Origin of the sequence: Paraglaciecola sp. (assembly GCF_039942875.1) — a bacterium.
Classification (GTDB): domain Bacteria; phylum Pseudomonadota; class Gammaproteobacteria; order Enterobacterales; family Alteromonadaceae; genus Paraglaciecola.
Map to the genome: position 1 here is coordinate 84,380 of NZ_JBDVBQ010000054.1, position 20,052 is coordinate 104,431.

The following is a 20,052-nucleotide window of genomic DNA, read 5'->3' on the forward strand; positions in this document are numbered from 1 at the left end:
ATGAAAACGAGCAGCGATATCACTGCCCATACACTGTTTATTAGCTTGAAGTGCTGTCGCTCTTTTTACTTAAGGCATTGGCAACTAAATCCATAATTTGAGGATTGTCTCCGCCTTCTTTTAGAAATTTAGCAACCAGTGCGGTAATAGCCGTGTCTTTTGCATTTCCACTTGCACCACCAAACCCAGCAATTAACTCTTTGGCGTCTTCTACAAAGCTGGCATCGCCATTGAAGTGATCTGCAAAGGCAGTTTGTAGCGTTTCACTTTTACCTATGGTGCCATCAATAGACTTGCCCACAGACAAAGATTTAACAAAGCTATCTAGATAACTGGTATCGCCGCCCACAATGTCAATGTTTGCTTCTTTTAAGGCTTCAGATAACACTAGAGCTTGCTGTTTAGCTATTTCTACGTTGGTAGTAATAGACTCCATGTTTTCTTCGTGATGTTTGTCTAGGCGCATTCTGAATTCTTCGTGTGAACGCTGACTGTCAGACATAGTCCCCATAGCTTCAAACTTCTTAGTCATACCCTCAGCTTCGGCTGCAGCTTTTTTGGCCATGACTTCGGCTTCTGCCACACCGGTTTTTTCAACGGCATCGGCTAAGGCTTCTTGTACTCTAACCTCGGCCATGCCTTCTTGTTCTTTAGCAATGGCTTGTGCTTCCATCACTTTAGCTTCTGCTAACCCAGTAGCTGCAGCAAGGGCTTCTTTACCTTCTGCTTCTTTACGTTGTGACAAGGCTAGCTTTTCGGCAACGTCTAAATCAGCCATCGCAATCACAGATTTCTCTTTGGCAATGTACTCAGCAGATTTCTCAGCAGCTTCAGCAGCTTTAATGTCTTTCACTAGAGCTTCTTCAGCTTCGGCTTCGGCGGCAATCACTTTTGCTTTTTTCAAGCGTTCAGCTTCAGAAACCACACGTACGTCGTTAATTTCTTCTTCTTTTTCAGCAACGGTTTTATCGACTTCTACTCGGCTGCGAATAACATCCGCAATTTCACGCTTTTCATGTTCTAGGAGTTTTTCATTGGCAATTCGCTGTAAAGAGGCTTCTTTTTCACGTTCAATTTGCTCTAGCTCTCGGGCTTTTACAACACGCTCTTCTTCAATGGCAACGGCACGTAAGCGGTTATTCTCGGCAACTTCAACTTCGCGCTGTTTGTTTTGCTCTTGCACTTCAATTTCTTGCTCGGCTTGTACACGGGCTTGTTCAGACTTCAGCTTTTCTTCGTGTTGCACCCGTTCAGTTTCGGCAGTCTCCCGTGCAATTACAGTTTCTACTTCACGTTTTTGTTTCGCTTCAGCATCAGCTTGCTGACGTTCTAGCTCTAAAATTGCTTCGCGGGTTTCAACGTCTTTACGCTTGATTTTCATCTCTTCATCACGCTCAAACACATTGGTTTGAATATGCTGTTCTGCGGTAAGTTGCGTGATTTTACGAATACCTTGCGAGTCTAAGATATTATTTGGGTCAAGCTTTTCAAGTGGTGTTTGTTCTAGGTAATCAATCGCAACATCTTCAAGTACATAACCGTTTAAGTCGGTACCAATGTTATCGATAATCATGTCGCGGAACTTGTCACGCTTGGCGTATAAGTCTTCAAACTCTAAAGACTTACCAACGGTTTTTAGTGCTTCTGAGAACTTGGCACTAAACAAGTCTTCTAATGTGGCTATGTTAGATGCACGCTCACAGCCAATAGCTTGAGCTACCTTCATCACGTCATCACGGTTTTTGTTCACCTTAACAAAAAACCCCACTTTGATATCTGCACGAATATTATCATTACAAATCAAACCATCAGAGCCGCTTCTGTCTACCTCAATAGTTTTTAATGAGATATCCATAATTTCCATTTTATGAAATACCGGGATCACCACACCACCAGTAAAAGTAACCGTAGGTTCATTACCCATTTTGTTAATGATCATGGCACGGCCTTGCTCCACTTTTTTGTATAAACGGGCAAGCATAAGCGTGATCCCCATAACTAATACAAAAATGCCTACGGCAAGAGAAATCCAAAAAATCACATTACTTTCAGTATTCATTCGTTGACTCCATTAACTACTTAATATTGGGGAAAAAGGTTATACGCTAGAAGATGACATAGCCATCACTTCAGCTTCGCTGGCAACCGTATAGCTATCAGTTTCTTGTGAAAACTCTAACAGCACAACACGGCTTCCTTTACTTAAATCGTTAGGAACGTTAGCCCTAATGGTGTACACCATGCCGTCGTCAGATGCGGCTTGGCCAAAAGACTCAGTGACAGTTTGAGTCGTTACAGTACAAATGACACCATGTAAGTCTTTTTTCGAGACGGCTTCGTGGGTGTGAAATACTTTACGCAAAGGTTTACAACATATAGCGGCAAACGGAATCGCTATCACCACAGCAAACACTGCCACAATAAAACCAACCGCGGTAGCAGTGAGCACGCCATCGAATAAGGGCATTAAATATTTGCGGGCTAAATAGGTAAAGGCGAAGGCATATATATCTACTAAGGTGAGGACAACCGTTAACGGCACACCATCTAACCCGAGGCTTTCTATCCAAGTACCACTGGTGGCGTCAGCATCACTGTCAGTATCAAAATCAAGAATTTCAATATCAATTAAACCTGCAAAGGCCATCAACCAAAACAACATAAAAACAATTAAAGGAACTGTGAATATAATGATGGGGAAGCTAAACACTTCGTTTAAAAAAAGTTCCATTTTGATCTGCTCCGTTACTACGTTTGAGAATCAAACTAATCAGGTCATTAAAAATTGAAATTACTTTTAAAACATAGATTTGTCAATGAGAAGAGTTTCTATTCGTGCTGAAGACTTGTAATAAAAAAATTCGCTTATATGAAGAAGGTGCCCCCCCTTCTTCATAGCTTTTTATTACAATTTTTATATAAAACAGTGTTGCTATGATAGCCCTATAGAAACACTGCTAATGCTTAGTTTAATGCAATACCACCTAAAATGGCATGAATTCGCTCGGCATTTTTACCTAAATCACTGCGGCCTATACGTGACTTACTGCGTACATCTAATAAAGTCATATCACCTGCAGATTGAATTCTAATCACCACATCATCTATAAAACCAAACCAAGTTGTTTTATCAAAGGCCTCAATCTGCCCGGTAGCTTTATTTGCTGTTACCACTTCAAAACCTAGATTCTCAATAGAGGCAAGCGCTGCATCAAAAACGTTATCACTAGAATCTTTATAACTTTGAGTTTGTAACTCTGGGTAAGCACTGCGTTGCTGGCTTGCAATTTCTTCTCCTTGGTAGGCCGCAGGGTTTGGTGCGTCTGCTCGTAAAGCTAGAATGGCATTAAACTTAGGTGGATTAACTAAATCAGTAGTAATGTCATGAATTGCAGGTACTGACTTACCTTTATTCATCATACCTAAAGGCAAACCAATCGCGACCACAGCACACAATGCAGCTAAACCTGTCGATCCCCAACCGATATTTTTACGCATAAAGATAAGTTGAATCACAATCAACACTAGGGTAATCCCACCAATAATCAACGCCACACGAAATCCCATAAAAGCCTGCCTAAGCTCTAAAATTTCAGCCTGATATAGAGGGCCTGATAGCAGCAAAACAAGTACAGATAAAATACCTGCAATTAAAGTAATAATTTTCATAAAAACTCGGTCCTGTGATGTGATGATAAATAGCAATTTGAATAGATGATAATATATAAATAATGACTACAAAACGAATTGTTCCATTAAAGGTTAGGACATAAACAAATATGATGATGGATAGCACAACAGAAATGTGGATAAGACTCGGTGTATTTATTGGTGTTTTAGCAGTTATGATGTGTTGGGAAGCACTCACACCTAACCGAAAATCTCCTGTATCTGAGCTGGCTCGTTGGTCTACTAACTTTGGATTAATATTTATTGGTTCATTAGTCGTGCGCTTGCTTATTCCTGCTGGTTTAGCCGCGGTAGCTCTGTGGGCACAACAGCATAATATAGGTTTATGGAATCAATTTTCTGTAAGTTTGTGGTGGTCAATACCTATTACTGTTGTGCTATTTGATTGCCTAATTTACTGGCAACATAGAGTGTTCCACCGCGTGCCTTTACTATGGCGGCTTCACCGGGTACATCATGCAGACCCACATATTGATGTGTCTACTGGCCTTAGGTTTCACCCAATAGAAATTGGGCTGAGTATTGCCATTAAGTTAGTGGCGGTTGTTGTACTTGGTACTCCTATAATGGCGATTCTAATTTTTGAAGTGCTACTCAATGCCACCGCAATGTTCAGCCATGCAAATATTGCACTTCCTAAAAATATAGAAAAGACACTTCGCAAAGTCATAGTAACGCAAACCATGCACCGTATTCATCACAGTCAAATTGTTAGCGAGACCGACAGCAACTTTGGTTTTAATTTATCGATATGGGACAGGTTATTTGGTAGCTATACCGAATCAGCAAAAAATGGTGATGACGGCATAAAAATAGGGCTCAAAGAATACTTAACTACAAAGTCTAACAGCAATTTAATCAACTTATTATTCATGCCATTTAAAGGTGACACTAAGCCTTATAAGTAAGGCAATGCCAATAAAATAACCAAGGCAATCCAAATCGTTTCTAGTAATAGCAGTAAAATAGGCTTTACACCTACAGTTAATATTTGTCTTAAGTTTGACTTCATGCCTATGGCAGCTATGGAGATAACCAAAGCATAACGAGAGACGTCAGTTGTTGCTTGGGTCACAAAAGCAGGGATCTCAAATACGCTGTTTAATCCCATAAAGATGGCAAAAAAGATTAAAAAAGCAGGAAATTTAGGGCTTTTAGCCTCAATGCCTTTATCTAAGTTCAACTTAAGCAGCAATAATATACACAGTACAACTGGCATTAAAAAAGACACTCTAACTAGTTTAGTTAAGGTGGCTAAATCTCCGGTTTGCTCTGAAACAGAATACCCAGCACCGACTACTTGCGCGACATCATGGATGGTCCCCCCTAAAAAGATACTAGTTTCTGTTTGCGATAATCCAAGAGCATCTGCAATAACAGGGTATAGCACCATAGAAATTGTAGATAAGGAGGTAACGCCTATCACAGTTAAAAGGGTGTCTCTGTCTTTATGTTTATCATTAGGAAGAATAGCTGAAATAGCCATAGTAGCCGAAGCACCGCAGATCCCCACAGCCCCGCCAGTTAGCACCCCAAAGCGTTTATTTAAACCTAGGGCTTTGGACAAGACTACGCCAATGGTAATTGTGCTTACGATAGCAAACACTAATAGTAAAGCAGTCTTCCAGCCCAAAGTAAGTAAGTCACCAAAGGCAATCCTAAACCCCAGCAATGCCACACCAAACCGTAAAACATGGTTTGCAGCAAACTCAACACCTTGCTGACATTGAGTATCTTCATATAAAAATGACATGGCGATACCCAACAACAATGCAAACAACATGGCAGGTGCACCATAATGCTCGCTTAAAAATAGCGCTGCCAAACCAACAATAATCGAAACAGACAACCCGGGAAAAACAGCTCTTAAAGATAAAAAGTTCGACATGCTATACAAGCCTAAAAATTGAAACTACCCCAAAGACTCTAACCTAAAGTAACAAGTGGTGTAACCCATTATGAGAACAGTAGTTTTTTGCAACTAAAGGAGAATGTGAATTGGTGAAATTTGTTATAAAAACATAAGCGGGACTAACCAAGTATTAATTATAACAAGGGGTTAGTGTTAAAACACATCATCTTCACTATACACATTAACATCTAGATCGCCTTCCATGGTTTCATACACTAGAAAACTAATAGGTCTACAGCACACTTGGCAATCTTCAATGTACTGCTCGGCCACATCAGATGCGTCGAGTAGAACTTTTATGGTTTCACCGCAATATGGGCACCCTATAGACTTGGGTGTTAATTCGTTCAAGGTTGATAACCTCCCCTAATATATTTTGCTGAATAACAATGTTGACTCGTTATATATTAATATCACTTTAGTGCCTATGGACATTAACTATTGAATAAGTGTTCATTGGCACGCTAATCTTTTCAAGCTTGTTGCTGCCAAGGTATACGGTATCAGTTAACTTTCATTTTTTAAAAAGGCTAAGATCTTCTTGTTTACTAAACCTGCTTGGTCAGCGTTAATAAAATGGCCACTTTCCTGAATGATTTCAGCCTGAACATTTGGCAATACTTTATTGGCTTGTTGCACTGTGTCCAAATCGTTAACTAAATCATCATCTCCTACTAAAAGTAATACTGGCATAGATAACCTTGATAATTGCGCATCGCTAAAAGGTTGCATATCCAAAAGGATAGGCGATCTTGGTTCGTTTTTAATGGTGCTAAAAAAACGGTCTTTATACAGAATATCAATATTCTCTACGCGACTAGATAAGGTTTCTAAATTATCTTCAAGGCCATCTCGCTCTGGATTTAATTTAAACCACATATTAGCAAGAATATCTAAACTGGGTTCAAGCCAAGTGATAGTTTGAGCTGGGCTTAGTAAAACTAGAGTATCAAATCGTTCTGGGGCACTAAGGGCCAAATTTGTGGCTATCCCCCCCCTTGAGATGCGCCAATCAGATTTATTTGTTGCAGTTGTAGCAGTTCAAATACTTCAAAATACCAAGCCACTAAAGTTGTTATCTCTGTATCTTCATGGCTAGGTGTAGATTTACCGGCGCCCCAAATATCATCAATGGCGTATACCCTATAATGCTCTGACAGGGCCTTAATATTGGGGTACCACATAGTAGAATCTACGCTCATTCCATGGAGTAACACAAGAGGTTTTCCATCAACAGGTCCTGAAACTAAAACATGGGCACTACCATTTGAAGTGGGTAGCTTTAATTCACGGTAGGGGATATCCCAAAGGGTAAGCGCGCGGTTGTACAGCTGCTCACCACTTAGCTCCTTTGGGTTTTTGCTTACTAGATCACGATACTCTGAACTTCTATCAGCAAGACCGAAAGTTTGGGTCACTTGATCTTTAAATTGTGCTCGCTCGCAAGCTGTTAACAAATATATAAATAGGAATAACCGGGGCAAGCTTAAATTCAAGACTACTTCTCTTACAAATGACTTATAATCAGCCACCTATAATAGAGGGTTCAGTTGAGCTTAGATAGTTGAAACATTATGAACTTACTATTCGTACTCGCTACCTTTAGTTTGATTCAGTTACGTTAACTTTTTTGAGAGTCTGATACCCAGTAATAATTCTGACTCCAGTAGTTATCCAGCACATGACGGCATAGACCAGAGCTATTGGCACAAAGTATTGCGGGAACAAACAAAACAAACACAATACAACTATGGTTTCGAAGCCTTCTGCTAAACCGCCCATGTAATGCAGGCTTTTGTTAGGGTACTCAGGATTTTGCAAATCGTATTTACAAGCCATAGAGGCAAACGCCAAAAAGCAGCTGCCAGTGGCCGTAAACGAGAGCATTAAGAAGCTACCTGCAATGGCATTTTGCTCTGGGTGACTCACCACAAAAGCAAACACAATGGCAGAGTAGAATATAAAATCTAGGCTGATATCTAAAAAGCCACCAGCATCTGATGTTTGGGTTTGTCTAGCAATTGCTCCGTCTAATCCATCGCAAATTCGATTTATTAAAATTAAAATAAGGGCTAGGGTAAAGTGCTCTGAAATGATAGCAGGAACGGCTAGCATGCCTAATATGAACCCAGCTACTGTTACCTGATTTGCAGTGATACCCGAGGCAATTAAAGGCTTAACTATTATCGCTAAGGGAGACCTAAGTAGCTTATTTAGTAATGGATCTATCATAAATCAGTCACCCTATGGCGTTTCTTTGGACTGATAATAATCAGCCAGATTAAGTTGTTTAGCAGAGGTAGGTATATCGTTAAGATCGTGGGTCACCATTATGCTAGGAATAGCTTGTTGTGCTAGTTGTTGAAACGTCCATTTTCCAATTTTTTCTCTATTACTTGGGTCAAGAGCAGCAAAAGGCTCGTCGAGCAACATTACTTTAGGTTGATTCGCTAGGGCTCTCACTAGACCAACCCGAGAGCGCTCTCCTCCACTTAAAGATTGTGGGTAACGCTTACTGAGATGTTCTAAGTTAATTTGCTCAAGCATACTGTGAGCTTTAGTACGGCGCTGCTTTTTTGAATGTAAATCAGGGCTTTTAGGTAGAGCAAAGCTAATATTATCCTCAACACTTAAATGAGGAAATAAAAAAACGTCTTGCATAAGTAACCCGATATGGCGATTTTCTACAGTAAGTTGACTAACATCTTGCCCATCAATAAAAATCTGCCCGCTGATGTTTACATGTTTAGGTTGATTACCTAACAACCAATGTAAAAATGTAGACTTTCCAATACCACTAGGACCAATAATCACTAATAAATCATCTGGGTTTAGTTGGATATCTGGAAATCTAATTTGCCACGTTTCACTTTCAATTAGGCAATTTTTAATACTTAACATCTAGAAATTCCCAATGTTGAATGTTTTGGCCCCGCAACCCTACTAGACAAGAGTGCAGTCATTAAAAAAGCTGCCAAAGGCAATAAAGATTGCAATAAAATATAAAGTGCAGCCACATCTTGTTGGCTACCTGTGCCAATAGCAACGGCTTCTGTGGTAATAGTAGTGACTCGACCAGCCCCTATCATTAAAGTAGGTATGTACTGAGCAATACTCACCGCAAAGGTAATAGCAAACGCTGACAAAGTAGCAGGAAATAGCAATCTAAAGCGTATTTTCCACCAGCGTTGCCAAGGCGAATATCCAAAGCTTGCCCCAATTAACTCATAGTTAGCGTCAATTGATTGAAACGGCCCTTTCAATACCAAATAAGCATAGCCAAAGGTAAAAGGTAAATGGGCAAAGACAACCCAGCCACTATGATATCCACCTTCTAACCAAATATGCGACACCTGCCACCCCAGCACCATGCTCAGTTGCGGTAGTAAAATACCTAATAACCAAATGTAATCTGGTAAATAACGGCCCTTTTGTCGCTGTAATTCAAGGGCTAACAAAGTAAACAGAATACCCAGTATTGCAGCGCTTACTCCGATGAACAGGGCATTTTGAAGAGGTAAAGCAACAAACAACCATTCGTCTTGCCATAACTGAGTATTCAAATTAGGTAAACTAAAGGTATCGCAGTGCCAATTAAACCCCAAAGACCAAAGAGTCAATACCAGCACCATAAGCAAAATTAATAACCCTGAAGCGGGTAGCCACACACTGCCTAGAGTATCTACAAAACCTAAACGAATGCGCCGTCCCAACACCGCCCAATGCTGTAGTGCTTTGATGGCCAGTTTTTCGTGGCAGTATAGAAAAACAATGGATACTGCCAACAGTACTAACAGGAGTACATTAGCCCAAAACCCTAAGGCTTGATCACCCTCACTAAAACTGCCTTGCCAGCGATACACAGACACAGCAAACAGTTCAGGAATATTCGGGCCAACCAGTAAATTCATATCGACCACAGACAAGGTATAGGCAGAGGCGGCGAGTAACGCTAAACGCATATGTTTCAATATATTTGGGAAAACCAACAACCACCAGCTTGTACTTGTATCGTAGCCTAAGGCTCGTCCTTGCAATAACCAGCCGTGTAAGGGAAGTTGCCGCCCCACAGTAATCAAAATAAGCAGAAAGAATGGCACTTCTTTTATGATAATAGCCATAATAAAGGTAGAGAGCCCTTTGCGAGGCAAACCAAACTCACCATTTACAAAAAATACACCTGACTCACTAAATAAAAAAACTAATCCTAGCGCAATCGCTAAGTGAGGTAACGACAGTAACGGCGAAAGGTATTTTTCAAGCCATCGGCCGCCAACTTTTGAATGAGACTGGTACTGACTGTAAATTAAAAAAGCCAGATACAAAGACACAAGACTGCTAAACAGCGCACTAAACATGCTCTGCCAAAGTGATAGCCCTAACCCTTGATAAGCGAGTAACCTTGAAAGGTCAGCAATGGAGGTATCTTCATCAGGCCAAAGTCCAAATAAAATACCCCACACAGGTAAACTGGCAATACATATAATGAGCCACCAGCCTAATACTCGACTTAACCGCCGTAACGTTGTTGCCATGCATCCTCAAGAATTAGCTGCCACGAACTATGAGGCTCTCCATGGGCTGGTAATGATGAACGGCTGTCAAACATCGACTTTAGAACTGATGGGTCTCCCCATTCACCCGCAAATTTTTGCTGCTGTGCCTGCTCACTTAACATAAAGTTAATCACCACCTTTGCAGCTTCTGAATTAGGAGCAAATTTGGGAATAGCTAGGTTGTGGCTATTTGTAATAGCGCCATCGATAAACGAACGCCTAACACTTGATTCTGATATTTGCTTAGTGGCTTTTTCTTTTATCCACTGATTAGGGTTAAAAGACACCGCCATAGACAGACTCTTTTGTTGGTATAACAAAAACTGCTCTGAAGACGATGTAGGAAACGCCTTACCTTGCTGCCATAAATATGGATGTAATTTATCTAAATAAGCCCAAAGTATTGGTAGCAACTCTTCTTGTGCTTCTTGAGTCGCCGCAAGGTATAAGCGTTGTTCTGCTTTGGTTAGGTTTACCAAAAGTTGCTTTAAAAAAGTAGAGCCGTGAAACTCGGGAGGTCTGGGGTACGTCACAGTTTCAGGGTTATTGCGAGCGATAGTTAATAAATCATTGGCACTAAACTGAGCATTAGAGAACACCGCTTCTTCAGCGATTAGATTGAACTGACCTATGCCCCAAGGCACCTCATAACCATCCATAGACTCCCCAAAGTCAACAGTAATAGGCAATGTATCTACGGCTAAATTTGCGACATTAGGAATGCTAGACCATAAATTACCCAGCAAATGATCATGTTGTTTTAAATAGGCAAAGTTTTCCCCGTTCACCCAGGTTAAATCAATGGCGCTGGTACGGCCGTTTTCTGCTTTCAAGCGAGCCACCGCTTCACCCGGGTCGGTGACTTTTACATGAATTAACCTAACACCGTATTGTTTTGCTATTTCTCGCTTAGCCCAACGTAAATATTCGTTAACGGCTTTAGAGCCACCCCAAGCATAAAAGTACACCGACTTTCCTTTTGCTACTTTAAGGGTTTGCTGCCACTTAGCATCCGTTTCATCTAACGTTTCAACGACTAAGTCTTCAGCCATAACATTAGATATGCTCACACTAACCAGTAAAATTAAACCGGTTAGCTTAGTGCTAAAACGTCGAAATATCATTTAATCGCCAATCATAATCAAAGTAATCAATCGTAAATTTTTGAGTCTTTAAAAACTCAACTTCTTGCGCATCGTTCGCAATATCTAGTTGATAAGCCTGTATCAAATCTTCTATTTTATTAAAACCTTGATAGCCCTTTTCAAAATCATTCGAGTACCATTTAAAGATTGACGATAACACAAGCTGCTTCTCTTTAAGGTTAACCTTATTACGGGTGTCGTCACTTAAGAATAACTTCATTTGATCATCCAGCTGGGCAATGACCTTGTCTTCTACAAAGGCTTCATTACGCAATGGCGGACAACTCACAGCAGCACACACTAAGGCGGCATGGATTCTCGGGTACGTGAACCACTCTCTGATCATCCCATGTTCAATACCATCTAGATGGCGTTTTTTACCTAATAAAGTAAAGAACTCTTTCTTCCATGGACTTCTTAATATGCTTCCTAAATCTCTGATGGATTCAGCCTCACCAGAAGCAAAACTTTTATAGTTATCAACAATTAACTTTAGGGTGAAACCATTATATGCATTCATTAAAAAGCTTAATTGCTGCATATCAGACCAGGTCTTATACTCTTGCTCAGAAACCGCAGACAAGCTTACCAAATAAGCATTAAGGGGATCTGGATTCGCATTCAATTTGGCGTAATCAACTCGTGTTTGCTTATTATCATCAGACACCACGACATTTTGTAGTACTTTTGTAAACTCAGTGTGCTGATGTTCAAAGGCATGCACTGTATTTGATAACATTATTAACCCTGCAATTAGTAGCGAACTTTTGATGGCTCGCTTAGTAATTGAGTCTACCTCAGACACTATGACCTTCTCCATTTATGAAAACGCTCTACAAGTTTCAATAGGCCTTCTGGTGCATTGGCTTTTTTCCATACTCCAGCCACGTTTTTATTCGCTTCAGCCATAGTCGGATAAATATGAATAGTACCTAATAACTTGTTCATGCCTAAGTTATGTTTCATCGCTAATACAAATTCAGCCAATAGCTCACCTGCATGAGCGCCAACAATAGTCGCCCCTAAAATTTTATCTTTGCCTGGCACAGTGAGTACTTTTACAAAACCTCTAGCGTGGTCGTCCGCAAGCGCTCTATCTAAGCCGCCAATATCGTAACGGCTTATATCGTATTCCACACCCTGTTCTTTCGCAGCGGTTTCGTTTAAGCCAACCGTTGCAATTTCTGGCTCAGTAAACGTAGCCCAAGGGATCACGCTGTAGTCGACTTTAAAGGTTTTAAAGCCTCTAAATAATGCATTAACCGCAGCATACCAAGCCTGATGACTCGCCGTGTGAGTAAATTGATAAGGACCAGCCACATCACCTGCAGCTAAAATATTAGGGTACTTAGTCTGCAACATTTCGTTGGTGATGATGGTTCTATCGGTTTCAATGCCTAGTTTTTCTAAACCAAACCCTTTTAAGTTTGCTTGTCTGCCCACTGCCACTAAGATTTTATCAAAGGCTACGCGCTCTTCCGCGCCGTCTTTTTCAAGTACAATAACCTGTCCTTCGGCGGTTTTCTCAATCGCTTTAGCTGTAGTATTTAAACGAACATCCACCCCATCTTTTATAAGCTGTTTATACAAATGCTCTGCTGCATCTGGGTCTTCTTTGCTTAAAAGTTGATCATGCTTTTCGATTTGTGTGACCTGTGTACCTAAACGACCAAAGGCTTGAGATAGTTCACTACCTATAGGACCGCCACCTAGCACCACTAAACGTTTAGGCTGTTCGGTTAGGTTCCAGAGGTTTTCAGCTGTTAAATAATCGACATCTTTCAATCCAGGAATAGGCGGCACAAAGGCACTGGCACCTGTGGCAATAACGATATTTTTAGTAGTAAGTGATTGCACACCATCTTCGGTTTGAATATCAACCTGCCAAGGCGACACTATGGTTGCACTGCCCGTTACTACATTTACACCTAAAGACTCATATCGCTCTACCGAATCATGGGGCTCAATGGCTTTTATAACATTGTGCACTTGGCCCATTACTGCTTTAAAGTCGACTTCTGGCGCTTGATAATTGACACCTGATTTTTCAGCACCTTTGTGCATATGCGCCAATTTGCTGGCATGTAATAAGCTTTTTGAAGGCACACAACCGGTATTCAAACAGTCGCCGCCCATTTTGTGTTTTTCTACCAAGGTAACCGAGGCTTTAACAGCAGCTGCAATATAAGCTGTCACTAAACCTGCTGAACCTGCACCAATTACCACCATGTTACGGTCGAAAGTTTTTGGTTTTTCCCAGCCTTTGTAAACACGCTTAGCTTTGATGATATTAAGAATAAGTTTGGCAATTAATGGGAATATCCCTAACAACACAAAAGATAAGATAATATTAGGTGAAACAATGCCCGATAAAGATTCGATGTTTGCTAACTGAGTTCCAGCGTTAACAAACACAAAGGTCCCCGCCAACATACCTACTTGACTCACCCAGTAGTAAGTAATAGTGCGAATACTAGTCACACCCATGACTAAATTAATAATGAAGAATGGGAATAAAGGCACTAAACGTAGGCTAAGTAAGTAGAACGCTCCGTCTTTTTCGATACCAGCATCGATTGATGCAATCTTTTGACTAAAACTATTTTTAACCCAGTCTCGGAGTAAAAATCGTGACACTAAAAAGGCAATAGTAGCACCAGTAGTAGAGGCGAACGATGCAAGTACTAACCCCCAGCCTAAGCCAAATAACGCACCGGCGCCTAAGGTTAATATTGCTGCACCAGGCAAACTCAAGGCAGTAACTATGATGTACAAAATAAGGTACCCAAGGAAAGCTTGCAGCCAATTTTCTTGAATAAATTCAGCTAACGCTTCTTGGTTAGCTTTTAAACTGTCCAGCGTTAGGTATTGTCCCAAGTCAAAAACAAAAAAAGCGCCTATTAAACTTAATATCAGGACGAAAAGAATTCCGCGTTTTACATTCATGGTATTTACAAACCTTATTCCAAATCAATAATCAATGTTAATGGCATAAATACCATTACTGCCCACTGAAGACCTATGCAGTATGTTATTTATTTCATTGTATATCCAAAACAATTAGGGCTCTGTACGGTTTCACTTACGTTTCAGTTCCTATATTTACCATAAAAAATCCTTAAGGATATTAGGTTGTACTTGACCCCGTAGCCAAGCTTGCTTATAAATGATGCTCTTTTATTTACATAGAACACTTAATGTCTGTTAAACACCCCATTATTGCGATTACTGGTTCCTCTGGAGCCGGTACCACTACTACCACAAATGCTATTCGCCATATTTTTAGAAATTTATCGGTGAACGCGGCGGTAGTAGCCGGGGATAGTTTTCATCGTTTTACTCGCCCAGAAATGGAAGTAGAAATACGTAAAGCACAGGAGCAAGGTAGACACATAAGTTACTTTGGTCCAAAAGCTAACGATTTTGAAATGCTCGAAACCCTGTTTAAAGAATACGGTGAAACGGGTATGGGTAAACACAGGCAATATCTGCATTCATTTGATGAGGCGGTGCCTTTTAATCAAATGCCCGGCACCTTTACACCTTGGCAAGACTTACCTGAGAAAACCGATGTTTTATTCTACGAAGGTCTCCATGGTGGTGTAAAAAATGATGAAGTAGATGTAGCCAAGCACGTAGATTTATTGGTTGGCACAGTACCGATTGTAAATTTAGAATGGATTCAAAAAATTGTTCGAGACACCACAGACAGAGGCCACTCTCGCGAAGCGGTAATGAGCAGTATAGTGCGTAGTCTAGACGATTATTTTCACTACATTACGCCGCAGTTTTCCCGAACTCATGTTAATTTTCAACGAGTCCCTACCGTAGATACTTCTAACCCTTTTAGTGCCCGTGAAATTCCTAGCCAAGATGAAAGTTTTGTAGTGGTGCGCTTTCGCCGTGAAATGAAAAACGTTGATTATCCCTATCTGTTACAAATGATTGAAGGGTCGTTTATGTCTAGAATCAATACTATAGTCGTACCTGGTGGCAAAATGGGCTTAGCCATGGAGCTGATTTTAATGCCTCTACTAGAAGAAATACTCGATAAAAAACGTCGCGCAGGGTTTCAAATGGACTGGGTTAGCGAAAAGTAAAATACCTAAGTTTCAATTGGAAAAACAATAACAAACTCAGTAAATTCTCCCTCTTTGCTATTTAAGCTAATCTCCCCACCTAGTTTTTTAATGATATTGAACGTTACAGATAGTCCCAGACCTGTGCCTTCTCCTACGGTTTTAGTAGTAAAAAAGGGCTCAAATATTTTTTCTTGAACATCAGCGGGAATTCCGGGGCCATTGTCACGCACCACAATAAATATACTCTGGTCTTTTTTCTCAGCAATAATAGATATTTTAGCGTTATCAGTACCCGCTTCAGTTAATGCTTGTGCTGCATTTTTAATTAAATTGGTAAGTACTTGTTGCATTAAGCCATTGTGAGCCATAAATTCTGGTAACTCACTTAGCCGCGTATCTATGTCAATACTCTTACCTAGGTCATAACTTAACACTTTGAGGGTATCTTCGACTACTTCCGGAAAATCACATATTTCTAATTCAGTAGACTGACTATAAGTAAAAGATTTCAGATCAGTAATGATATCCCTCACTCTTTTTAAACCGCTATGAGAATCACTTATAACAGCTCGAATATCTTCTAAGACAAAGGCCATATTTTCTTCTTCAGAGAATTTTGAAATGTTATTTTTTAATTGTACTACCTTGTTGTCTTGCCCCATATCAATGGAACTTAAAAACTCCGACTGCAACTCCTGTAGTTGCAAGATACTATTTAGGTATTCATCCATGGAAGAAAAGTTACTCATTACGTAAGACAACGGATTATTTATTTCGTGAGCAATCCCCGCGGCCATCTGCCCTATACTGGCCATTTTCTCTTGTTGTTGTAATGCTTGTTTAGTGGTCTTTAATTCAACTAGGGTACTTTTTAATCTTGTATATTGCTTTTTCAAACTACTTTCAGCTTGTCTCCTCTCCAGTAACATTGTTAGCTGCTCAGATGCCTTACTAATTACATTAATTTGTTTCATTGATACCTTACCCATTTCACTTTCTGGAATGAAATAAACAAGTAGATATAACGGCTTGTTGTATACAATGAGGGGAAACGTTAAATAACTACCAACTTTTTCTGGCAACTTTGTTTCTAAAGATGACAGATTAATATCTTCCGGCAGGAGATTAATTTGCGGCAGTTTTTCATCAAGAGCACTTTTTAAGTAATGGGAAATTTTAGGTAAACCTAACACCAGGTTTAATTCAGCCTTAATGTCTCCAGCGTGACATTCACAAAATTCAATCTCACCTTCGCTATCATTGAGTATTTTTATATGAAATGCGCAAGATGCATAAGATAATGCTGATAAAGAAGAAGAGAACATTTGCAACAAACTAGAGAGTGATTCATTACTCCTAGAAAATTTAGTAATACACATCAACATCTCTGTTTCAGCATCGTGCTGACGCTTGTGGTTATCAATATATTGAAATGTATCTATTTCTCGCCTAAGAGTCGTAATATTAACACTTTGCTTGTCCGGCTCCGCAGACAAGCAAGCATTTACTTGTAAAGACTCCATCCAATGTATTTCATCTAGGTCAAAGCTAGGATCCCTTAAAATAACAATACGTGAATCTTGATTAGCCAAGCCGTTACGTACAAACTGGGTTGTTTCTTTACATAATGCTTCATCTTTATCGCTACCAATACTTGCCACTATCAAAGCAGGTTTACCATGCCTAAACTGCTTTTTGAATTGTCGAAAGCTGTCATAGTGCTGAAAGTCACACCAGTTTCCTAAGGCGTTTTCATGTAGCGCTAAATTACCCACACTAAAAACTAATACTGCTATGTTTTTCGCCTCTACCATCTCACGGATCCTAAAAAAGCTGCTAGAGTATATAGCCTAGATTAGATTTTTCGTTCCGCAAGTTATTGTTAATATTAGATATTAAGCAGGAGATTACATATATGAAGCTAGTTAGACTACTCTATTACAGCAGAGCCTCTCGAGAAATGTCATTAGCAGATTTGAAAGATGTTCTAGATACCGCTAGAAATAACAATGACAGCTTGAATATTTGTGGAATGCTTTGTTACGACAAACAATATTTTTTACAAGCGCTAGAAGGGGAGCGAGAAACACTCAACGAGTTATATTTAGATATAGCAGATGACGCCAGACATGACGAAGTAGTCATAATCAGTTATGACGAAGTGACTCAGCCAAGCTTCCCACAATGGAAAATGGGATATGCCGCCAGTTCAGCTCAATTTGCAACTTTGTTAAAAGAACTCGGACAAACAGACTTTGCTCCAGCAGATATGACACCACAACAGGCACTTACATTTTTACAAAAGATGTCAAAATTTCAGTCAGAGGTGTAAACCAGCATCCATTTTACATTGTGGGAAGCTTGCCTCAATCTGCCACGTCAGCGGGAGTTGCGCCTACCTCTATGACAAACTTTGTAACAATCCATAGTTAATAGTCATGATTGCAACCTTTTGAATTTATAGGCTTTAACATATAGTGTGTTTAAGTATGTAACACTTTCTGGAAAGGTTATGGGACAAGAAACAACAAAAATTTTAGTCGTTGATGACGATATGCGTCTACGTAGTTTGTTAGAACGCTACCTAGTGGAGCAAGGCTTTCAAGTAAGAGTTGCCGCTAATTCTGAACAAATGGACCGTTTATTAGAACGGGAGAACTTTCACTTGATGGTCCTAGATCTAATGCTTCCTGGTGAAGATGGGCTGTCTATTTGCCGCCGTCTCAGACAAAAAGAACACCAAATACCTATTGTGATGTTAACTGCCAAAGGTGATGAAGTTGACAGAATTATTGGCTTAGAAATGGGCGCTGATGACTACTTACCTAAGCCATTTAACCCTAGGGAATTACTGGCACGTATCAAAGCAGTATTAAGACGAAAAACTACCGAAGCCCCTGGCGCGCCGTCGTTAGAAGAACAAATAGTAAACTTTGGCAAGTACTCACTTAATCTGGGTACTAGAGAAATGCTTGCCGATGATACGCCAATGACACTTACAAGCGGAGAGTTTGCAGTACTTAAATCTTTGGTTACCCACCCCAGAGAACCGTTATCAAGGGACAAACTTATGAACCTTGCTCGTGGTCGAGATTATAGTGCATTAGAGCGCAGTATCGATGTGCAAGTGTCCCGGTTGCGCCGCATGTTAGAAGAAGACCCTACTAGCCCTAGATATATTCAAACAGTTTGGGGACTAGGTTATGTATTTGTTCCCGATGGTGGCAGTGCAAGTTAGCTTTGAATATATGTATTTCAATCACTAAAAAGCAGGCAATTATACTATGAAGTTACTCCCCAAAAGTGCTTTTGGGCAAACTGTATTATTGATTGCCATTTTATTGCTGATTAACCAAATTGTATCCTTGGTGTCAGTCACTTTTTATTTTGTCAGCCCAAACGTTAAGCAAATCAATCACCTACTGGCTAACCAAATAAAAATGGCATATGTCGCTGGTATAGACTCTAAAAATTCAGCGTTACAGCCTCAATTACATGAGGTGGCTGGCATGCAAATTTATACTCAAGAAGAAGCCATCGCACAGGGGCTAGACCACGCGATTCATTATCAATCTTGGTCTAATCAGATGTCTGAAGTTTTAGGTGGCAAAGCGCAAGTTAGGATCAGCCAAGATACGCCCTTTCTATATTGGATAAACCCTCCTCAAAATCCATCGACTTGGATTACCATCCCTATGGTTGGCCTAGGACAGGGAGACGGCTCCCCTCACCTGGTGTATTTATTAATGATAGGTATCCTAAGTGTTGGTGGCAGTTTGATATTTGTAAGAAGACTTAATCGGCCATTGCAAGCCCTACAAGACGCAGCATTATTAGTAGGTAAAGGGTTGGTGCCTAAACCTTTAAAAGAAGAAGGCTCAACAGAGCTTATTGCAGTGACCCGAGCTTTTAATCAAATGTCCAAGGGTATTAAACAACTAGAAGATGACAGAGCATTATTAACGGCGGGTATTTCCCATGACTTACGCACCCCATTAACACGGATCAGGTTAGCTTCAGAGATGTTGCCGGAAGACCAAGAGTGGATTAAAGAGGGTATAGTGCATGATATCGAAGATATGAACGAAATCATCGATCAATTCATTGATTATGTGCGTCAAGATCAACAAGAGTGCATGGAAAACGGCAACTTGAATGATTTGATTAAAGAAGCCGTACAAGCTAGAAACATCGAAGAAAATCATGATATTAAATTAAATTTAAAACCACTACCTAATACCTTAATTAGACGAGTAGCGTTAAAAAGAGTGTTAGACAACCTTATCGAAAATGCCTATCGTTATGGCAGTAATAATATCGAAATTAGCTCAGCTCACAATAAGAAAAATAATCAGTTGTATTTTTCGGTGCGAGATTTTGGGCCAGGCATACCAGATGATTGTATCCAGAGTCTGTTTGAACCTTTCACTCAGGGCGATAAAGCTCGGGGAAGTTTAGGGTCAGGCCTGGGACTGGCTATTATTAAGCGTATTGTGGATATGCACTCAGGCCATGTCACCTTAGAAAACCACCCTGAAGGCGGACTTATCGCAACTATATTTATAAGTGCCAATATTTAGATTGTTTACTTACAAGCGTAACGCGAACAATTAGCAGGGTAATATTACATGTCGATATGCAATGTTACCCAACAACCTCTGAAGCTC

Annotated in this window: 19 protein-coding genes; 5 read left to right on the plus strand and 14 right to left on the minus strand. The window is 40.2% G+C overall.

What is annotated here, in order from left to right; translation table 11 throughout:
- Positions 1–40: 40 nt before the first annotated feature.
- From ABJE44_RS19175 to ABJE44_RS19185, 3 genes are all read right to left on the minus strand, one after another.
- Positions 41–2,059, minus strand: a complete 2,019-nt coding sequence (locus ABJE44_RS19175) for a hypothetical protein (RefSeq protein WP_348110899.1) — start codon at positions 2,057–2,059, stop codon at positions 41–43.
- A gap of 39 nt (positions 2,060–2,098) precedes the next feature.
- Complete coding sequence (locus ABJE44_RS19180; RefSeq protein ID WP_348110898.1) at positions 2,099–2,731, minus strand: hypothetical protein; 633 nt, start codon at positions 2,729–2,731, stop codon at positions 2,099–2,101.
- 233 nt (positions 2,732–2,964) lie between these two features.
- The gene (locus tag ABJE44_RS19185) at positions 2,965–3,669 is read right to left on the minus strand and encodes a DUF1499 domain-containing protein (protein ID WP_348110897.1); all 705 of its coding nucleotides are present in this window, start codon (positions 3,667–3,669) and stop codon (positions 2,965–2,967) included.
- A gap of 116 nt (positions 3,670–3,785) precedes the next feature.
- On the opposite strand from ABJE44_RS19185, the gene ABJE44_RS19190 reads away from it, so the two are divergent.
- The gene (locus ABJE44_RS19190; protein WP_348111085.1) at positions 3,786–4,598 is read left to right on the plus strand and encodes a sterol desaturase family protein; all 813 of its coding nucleotides are present in this window, start codon (positions 3,786–3,788) and stop codon (positions 4,596–4,598) included.
- On the opposite strand, the gene ABJE44_RS19195 is transcribed toward ABJE44_RS19190, so the two are convergent.
- From ABJE44_RS19195 to ABJE44_RS19240, 10 genes are all read right to left on the minus strand, one after another.
- Positions 4,589–5,578, minus strand: coding sequence for a putative sulfate exporter family transporter (locus ABJE44_RS19195; RefSeq protein WP_348110896.1), 990 nt, complete (start codon positions 5,576–5,578; stop codon positions 4,589–4,591). The two genes, ABJE44_RS19190 and ABJE44_RS19195, sit on opposite strands and share 10 nt — an antisense overlap.
- Positions 5,579–5,755: 177 nt before the next feature.
- The gene (locus ABJE44_RS19200) at positions 5,756–5,953 is read right to left on the minus strand and encodes a CPXCG motif-containing cysteine-rich protein (RefSeq protein ID WP_348110895.1); all 198 of its coding nucleotides are present in this window, start codon (positions 5,951–5,953) and stop codon (positions 5,756–5,758) included.
- Between the two features lie 156 nt (positions 5,954–6,109).
- Complete coding sequence (locus tag ABJE44_RS19205; protein WP_348110894.1) at positions 6,110–6,580, minus strand: alpha/beta hydrolase; 471 nt, start codon at positions 6,578–6,580, stop codon at positions 6,110–6,112.
- Positions 6,581–6,588: 8 nt separating this feature from the next.
- Entirely contained in the window at positions 6,589–7,020 is a 432-nt protein-coding gene (locus tag ABJE44_RS19210; protein WP_348110893.1) for an alpha/beta fold hydrolase, read from the minus strand.
- Between the two features lie 184 nt (positions 7,021–7,204).
- A complete protein-coding gene (locus tag ABJE44_RS19215) occupies positions 7,205–7,834 on the minus strand; it encodes a CDP-alcohol phosphatidyltransferase family protein (protein WP_348110892.1) in 630 nt (209 codons plus the stop codon).
- Between the two features lie 12 nt (positions 7,835–7,846).
- On the minus strand, positions 7,847–8,503 hold the full coding sequence (locus ABJE44_RS19220; protein WP_348110891.1) for an ATP-binding cassette domain-containing protein: 657 nt from the start codon (positions 8,501–8,503) through the stop codon (positions 7,847–7,849).
- A complete protein-coding gene (locus ABJE44_RS19225; protein ID WP_348110890.1) occupies positions 8,497–10,137 on the minus strand; it encodes an ABC transporter permease in 1,641 nt (546 codons plus the stop codon). The genes ABJE44_RS19220 and ABJE44_RS19225 overlap by 7 nt, the downstream gene beginning before the upstream one ends.
- Positions 10,113–11,282 carry an ABC transporter substrate-binding protein gene (locus ABJE44_RS19230; protein WP_348110889.1) on the minus strand — a complete coding sequence of 390 codons (1,170 nt, stop codon included), beginning with the start codon at positions 11,280–11,282 and terminating at the stop codon, positions 10,113–10,115. Before ABJE44_RS19230 ends, ABJE44_RS19225 begins: the two co-directional genes overlap by 25 nt.
- On the minus strand, positions 11,263–12,108 hold the full coding sequence (locus tag ABJE44_RS19235) for a DUF547 domain-containing protein (RefSeq protein ID WP_348110888.1): 846 nt from the start codon (positions 12,106–12,108) through the stop codon (positions 11,263–11,265). Before ABJE44_RS19235 ends, ABJE44_RS19230 begins: the two co-directional genes overlap by 20 nt.
- Entirely contained in the window at positions 12,108–14,249 is a 2,142-nt protein-coding gene (locus ABJE44_RS19240) for an FAD-dependent oxidoreductase (protein ID WP_348110886.1), read from the minus strand. Before ABJE44_RS19240 ends, ABJE44_RS19235 begins: the two co-directional genes overlap by 1 nt.
- Before the next feature lie 251 nt (positions 14,250–14,500).
- Here ABJE44_RS19240 and ABJE44_RS19245 point away from each other — a divergent pair, with 251 nt between their 5' ends.
- Positions 14,501–15,403: a phosphoribulokinase gene (locus ABJE44_RS19245; protein ID WP_348110885.1), complete on the plus strand. Its 903-nt coding sequence runs from the start codon at positions 14,501–14,503 to the stop codon at positions 15,401–15,403.
- A gap of 5 nt (positions 15,404–15,408) precedes the next feature.
- Here the strand turns inward: ABJE44_RS19245 and ABJE44_RS19250 are convergent, their stop codons facing one another.
- Complete coding sequence (locus ABJE44_RS19250; RefSeq protein WP_348110884.1) at positions 15,409–17,199, minus strand: ATP-binding protein; 1,791 nt, start codon at positions 17,197–17,199, stop codon at positions 15,409–15,411.
- A 101-nt stretch (positions 17,200–17,300) separates the two neighbouring features.
- Between ABJE44_RS19250 and ABJE44_RS19255 the strand changes: the two genes are divergently transcribed.
- The 3 genes from ABJE44_RS19255 (at position 17,301) to envZ (ending at position 19,965) form a co-directional block, all read left to right on the plus strand.
- A complete protein-coding gene (locus ABJE44_RS19255; protein ID WP_348110883.1) occupies positions 17,301–17,717 on the plus strand; it encodes a BLUF domain-containing protein in 417 nt (138 codons plus the stop codon).
- Positions 17,718–17,897: 180 nt separating this feature from the next.
- The gene (ompR, locus tag ABJE44_RS19260; RefSeq protein WP_289029027.1) at positions 17,898–18,623 is read left to right on the plus strand and encodes a two-component system response regulator OmpR; all 726 of its coding nucleotides are present in this window, start codon (positions 17,898–17,900) and stop codon (positions 18,621–18,623) included.
- 46 nt (positions 18,624–18,669) lie between these two features.
- A complete protein-coding gene (gene envZ / locus ABJE44_RS19265) occupies positions 18,670–19,965 on the plus strand; it encodes a two-component system sensor histidine kinase EnvZ (RefSeq protein ID WP_348110882.1) in 1,296 nt (431 codons plus the stop codon).
- Positions 19,966–20,052 lie beyond the last annotated feature (87 nt).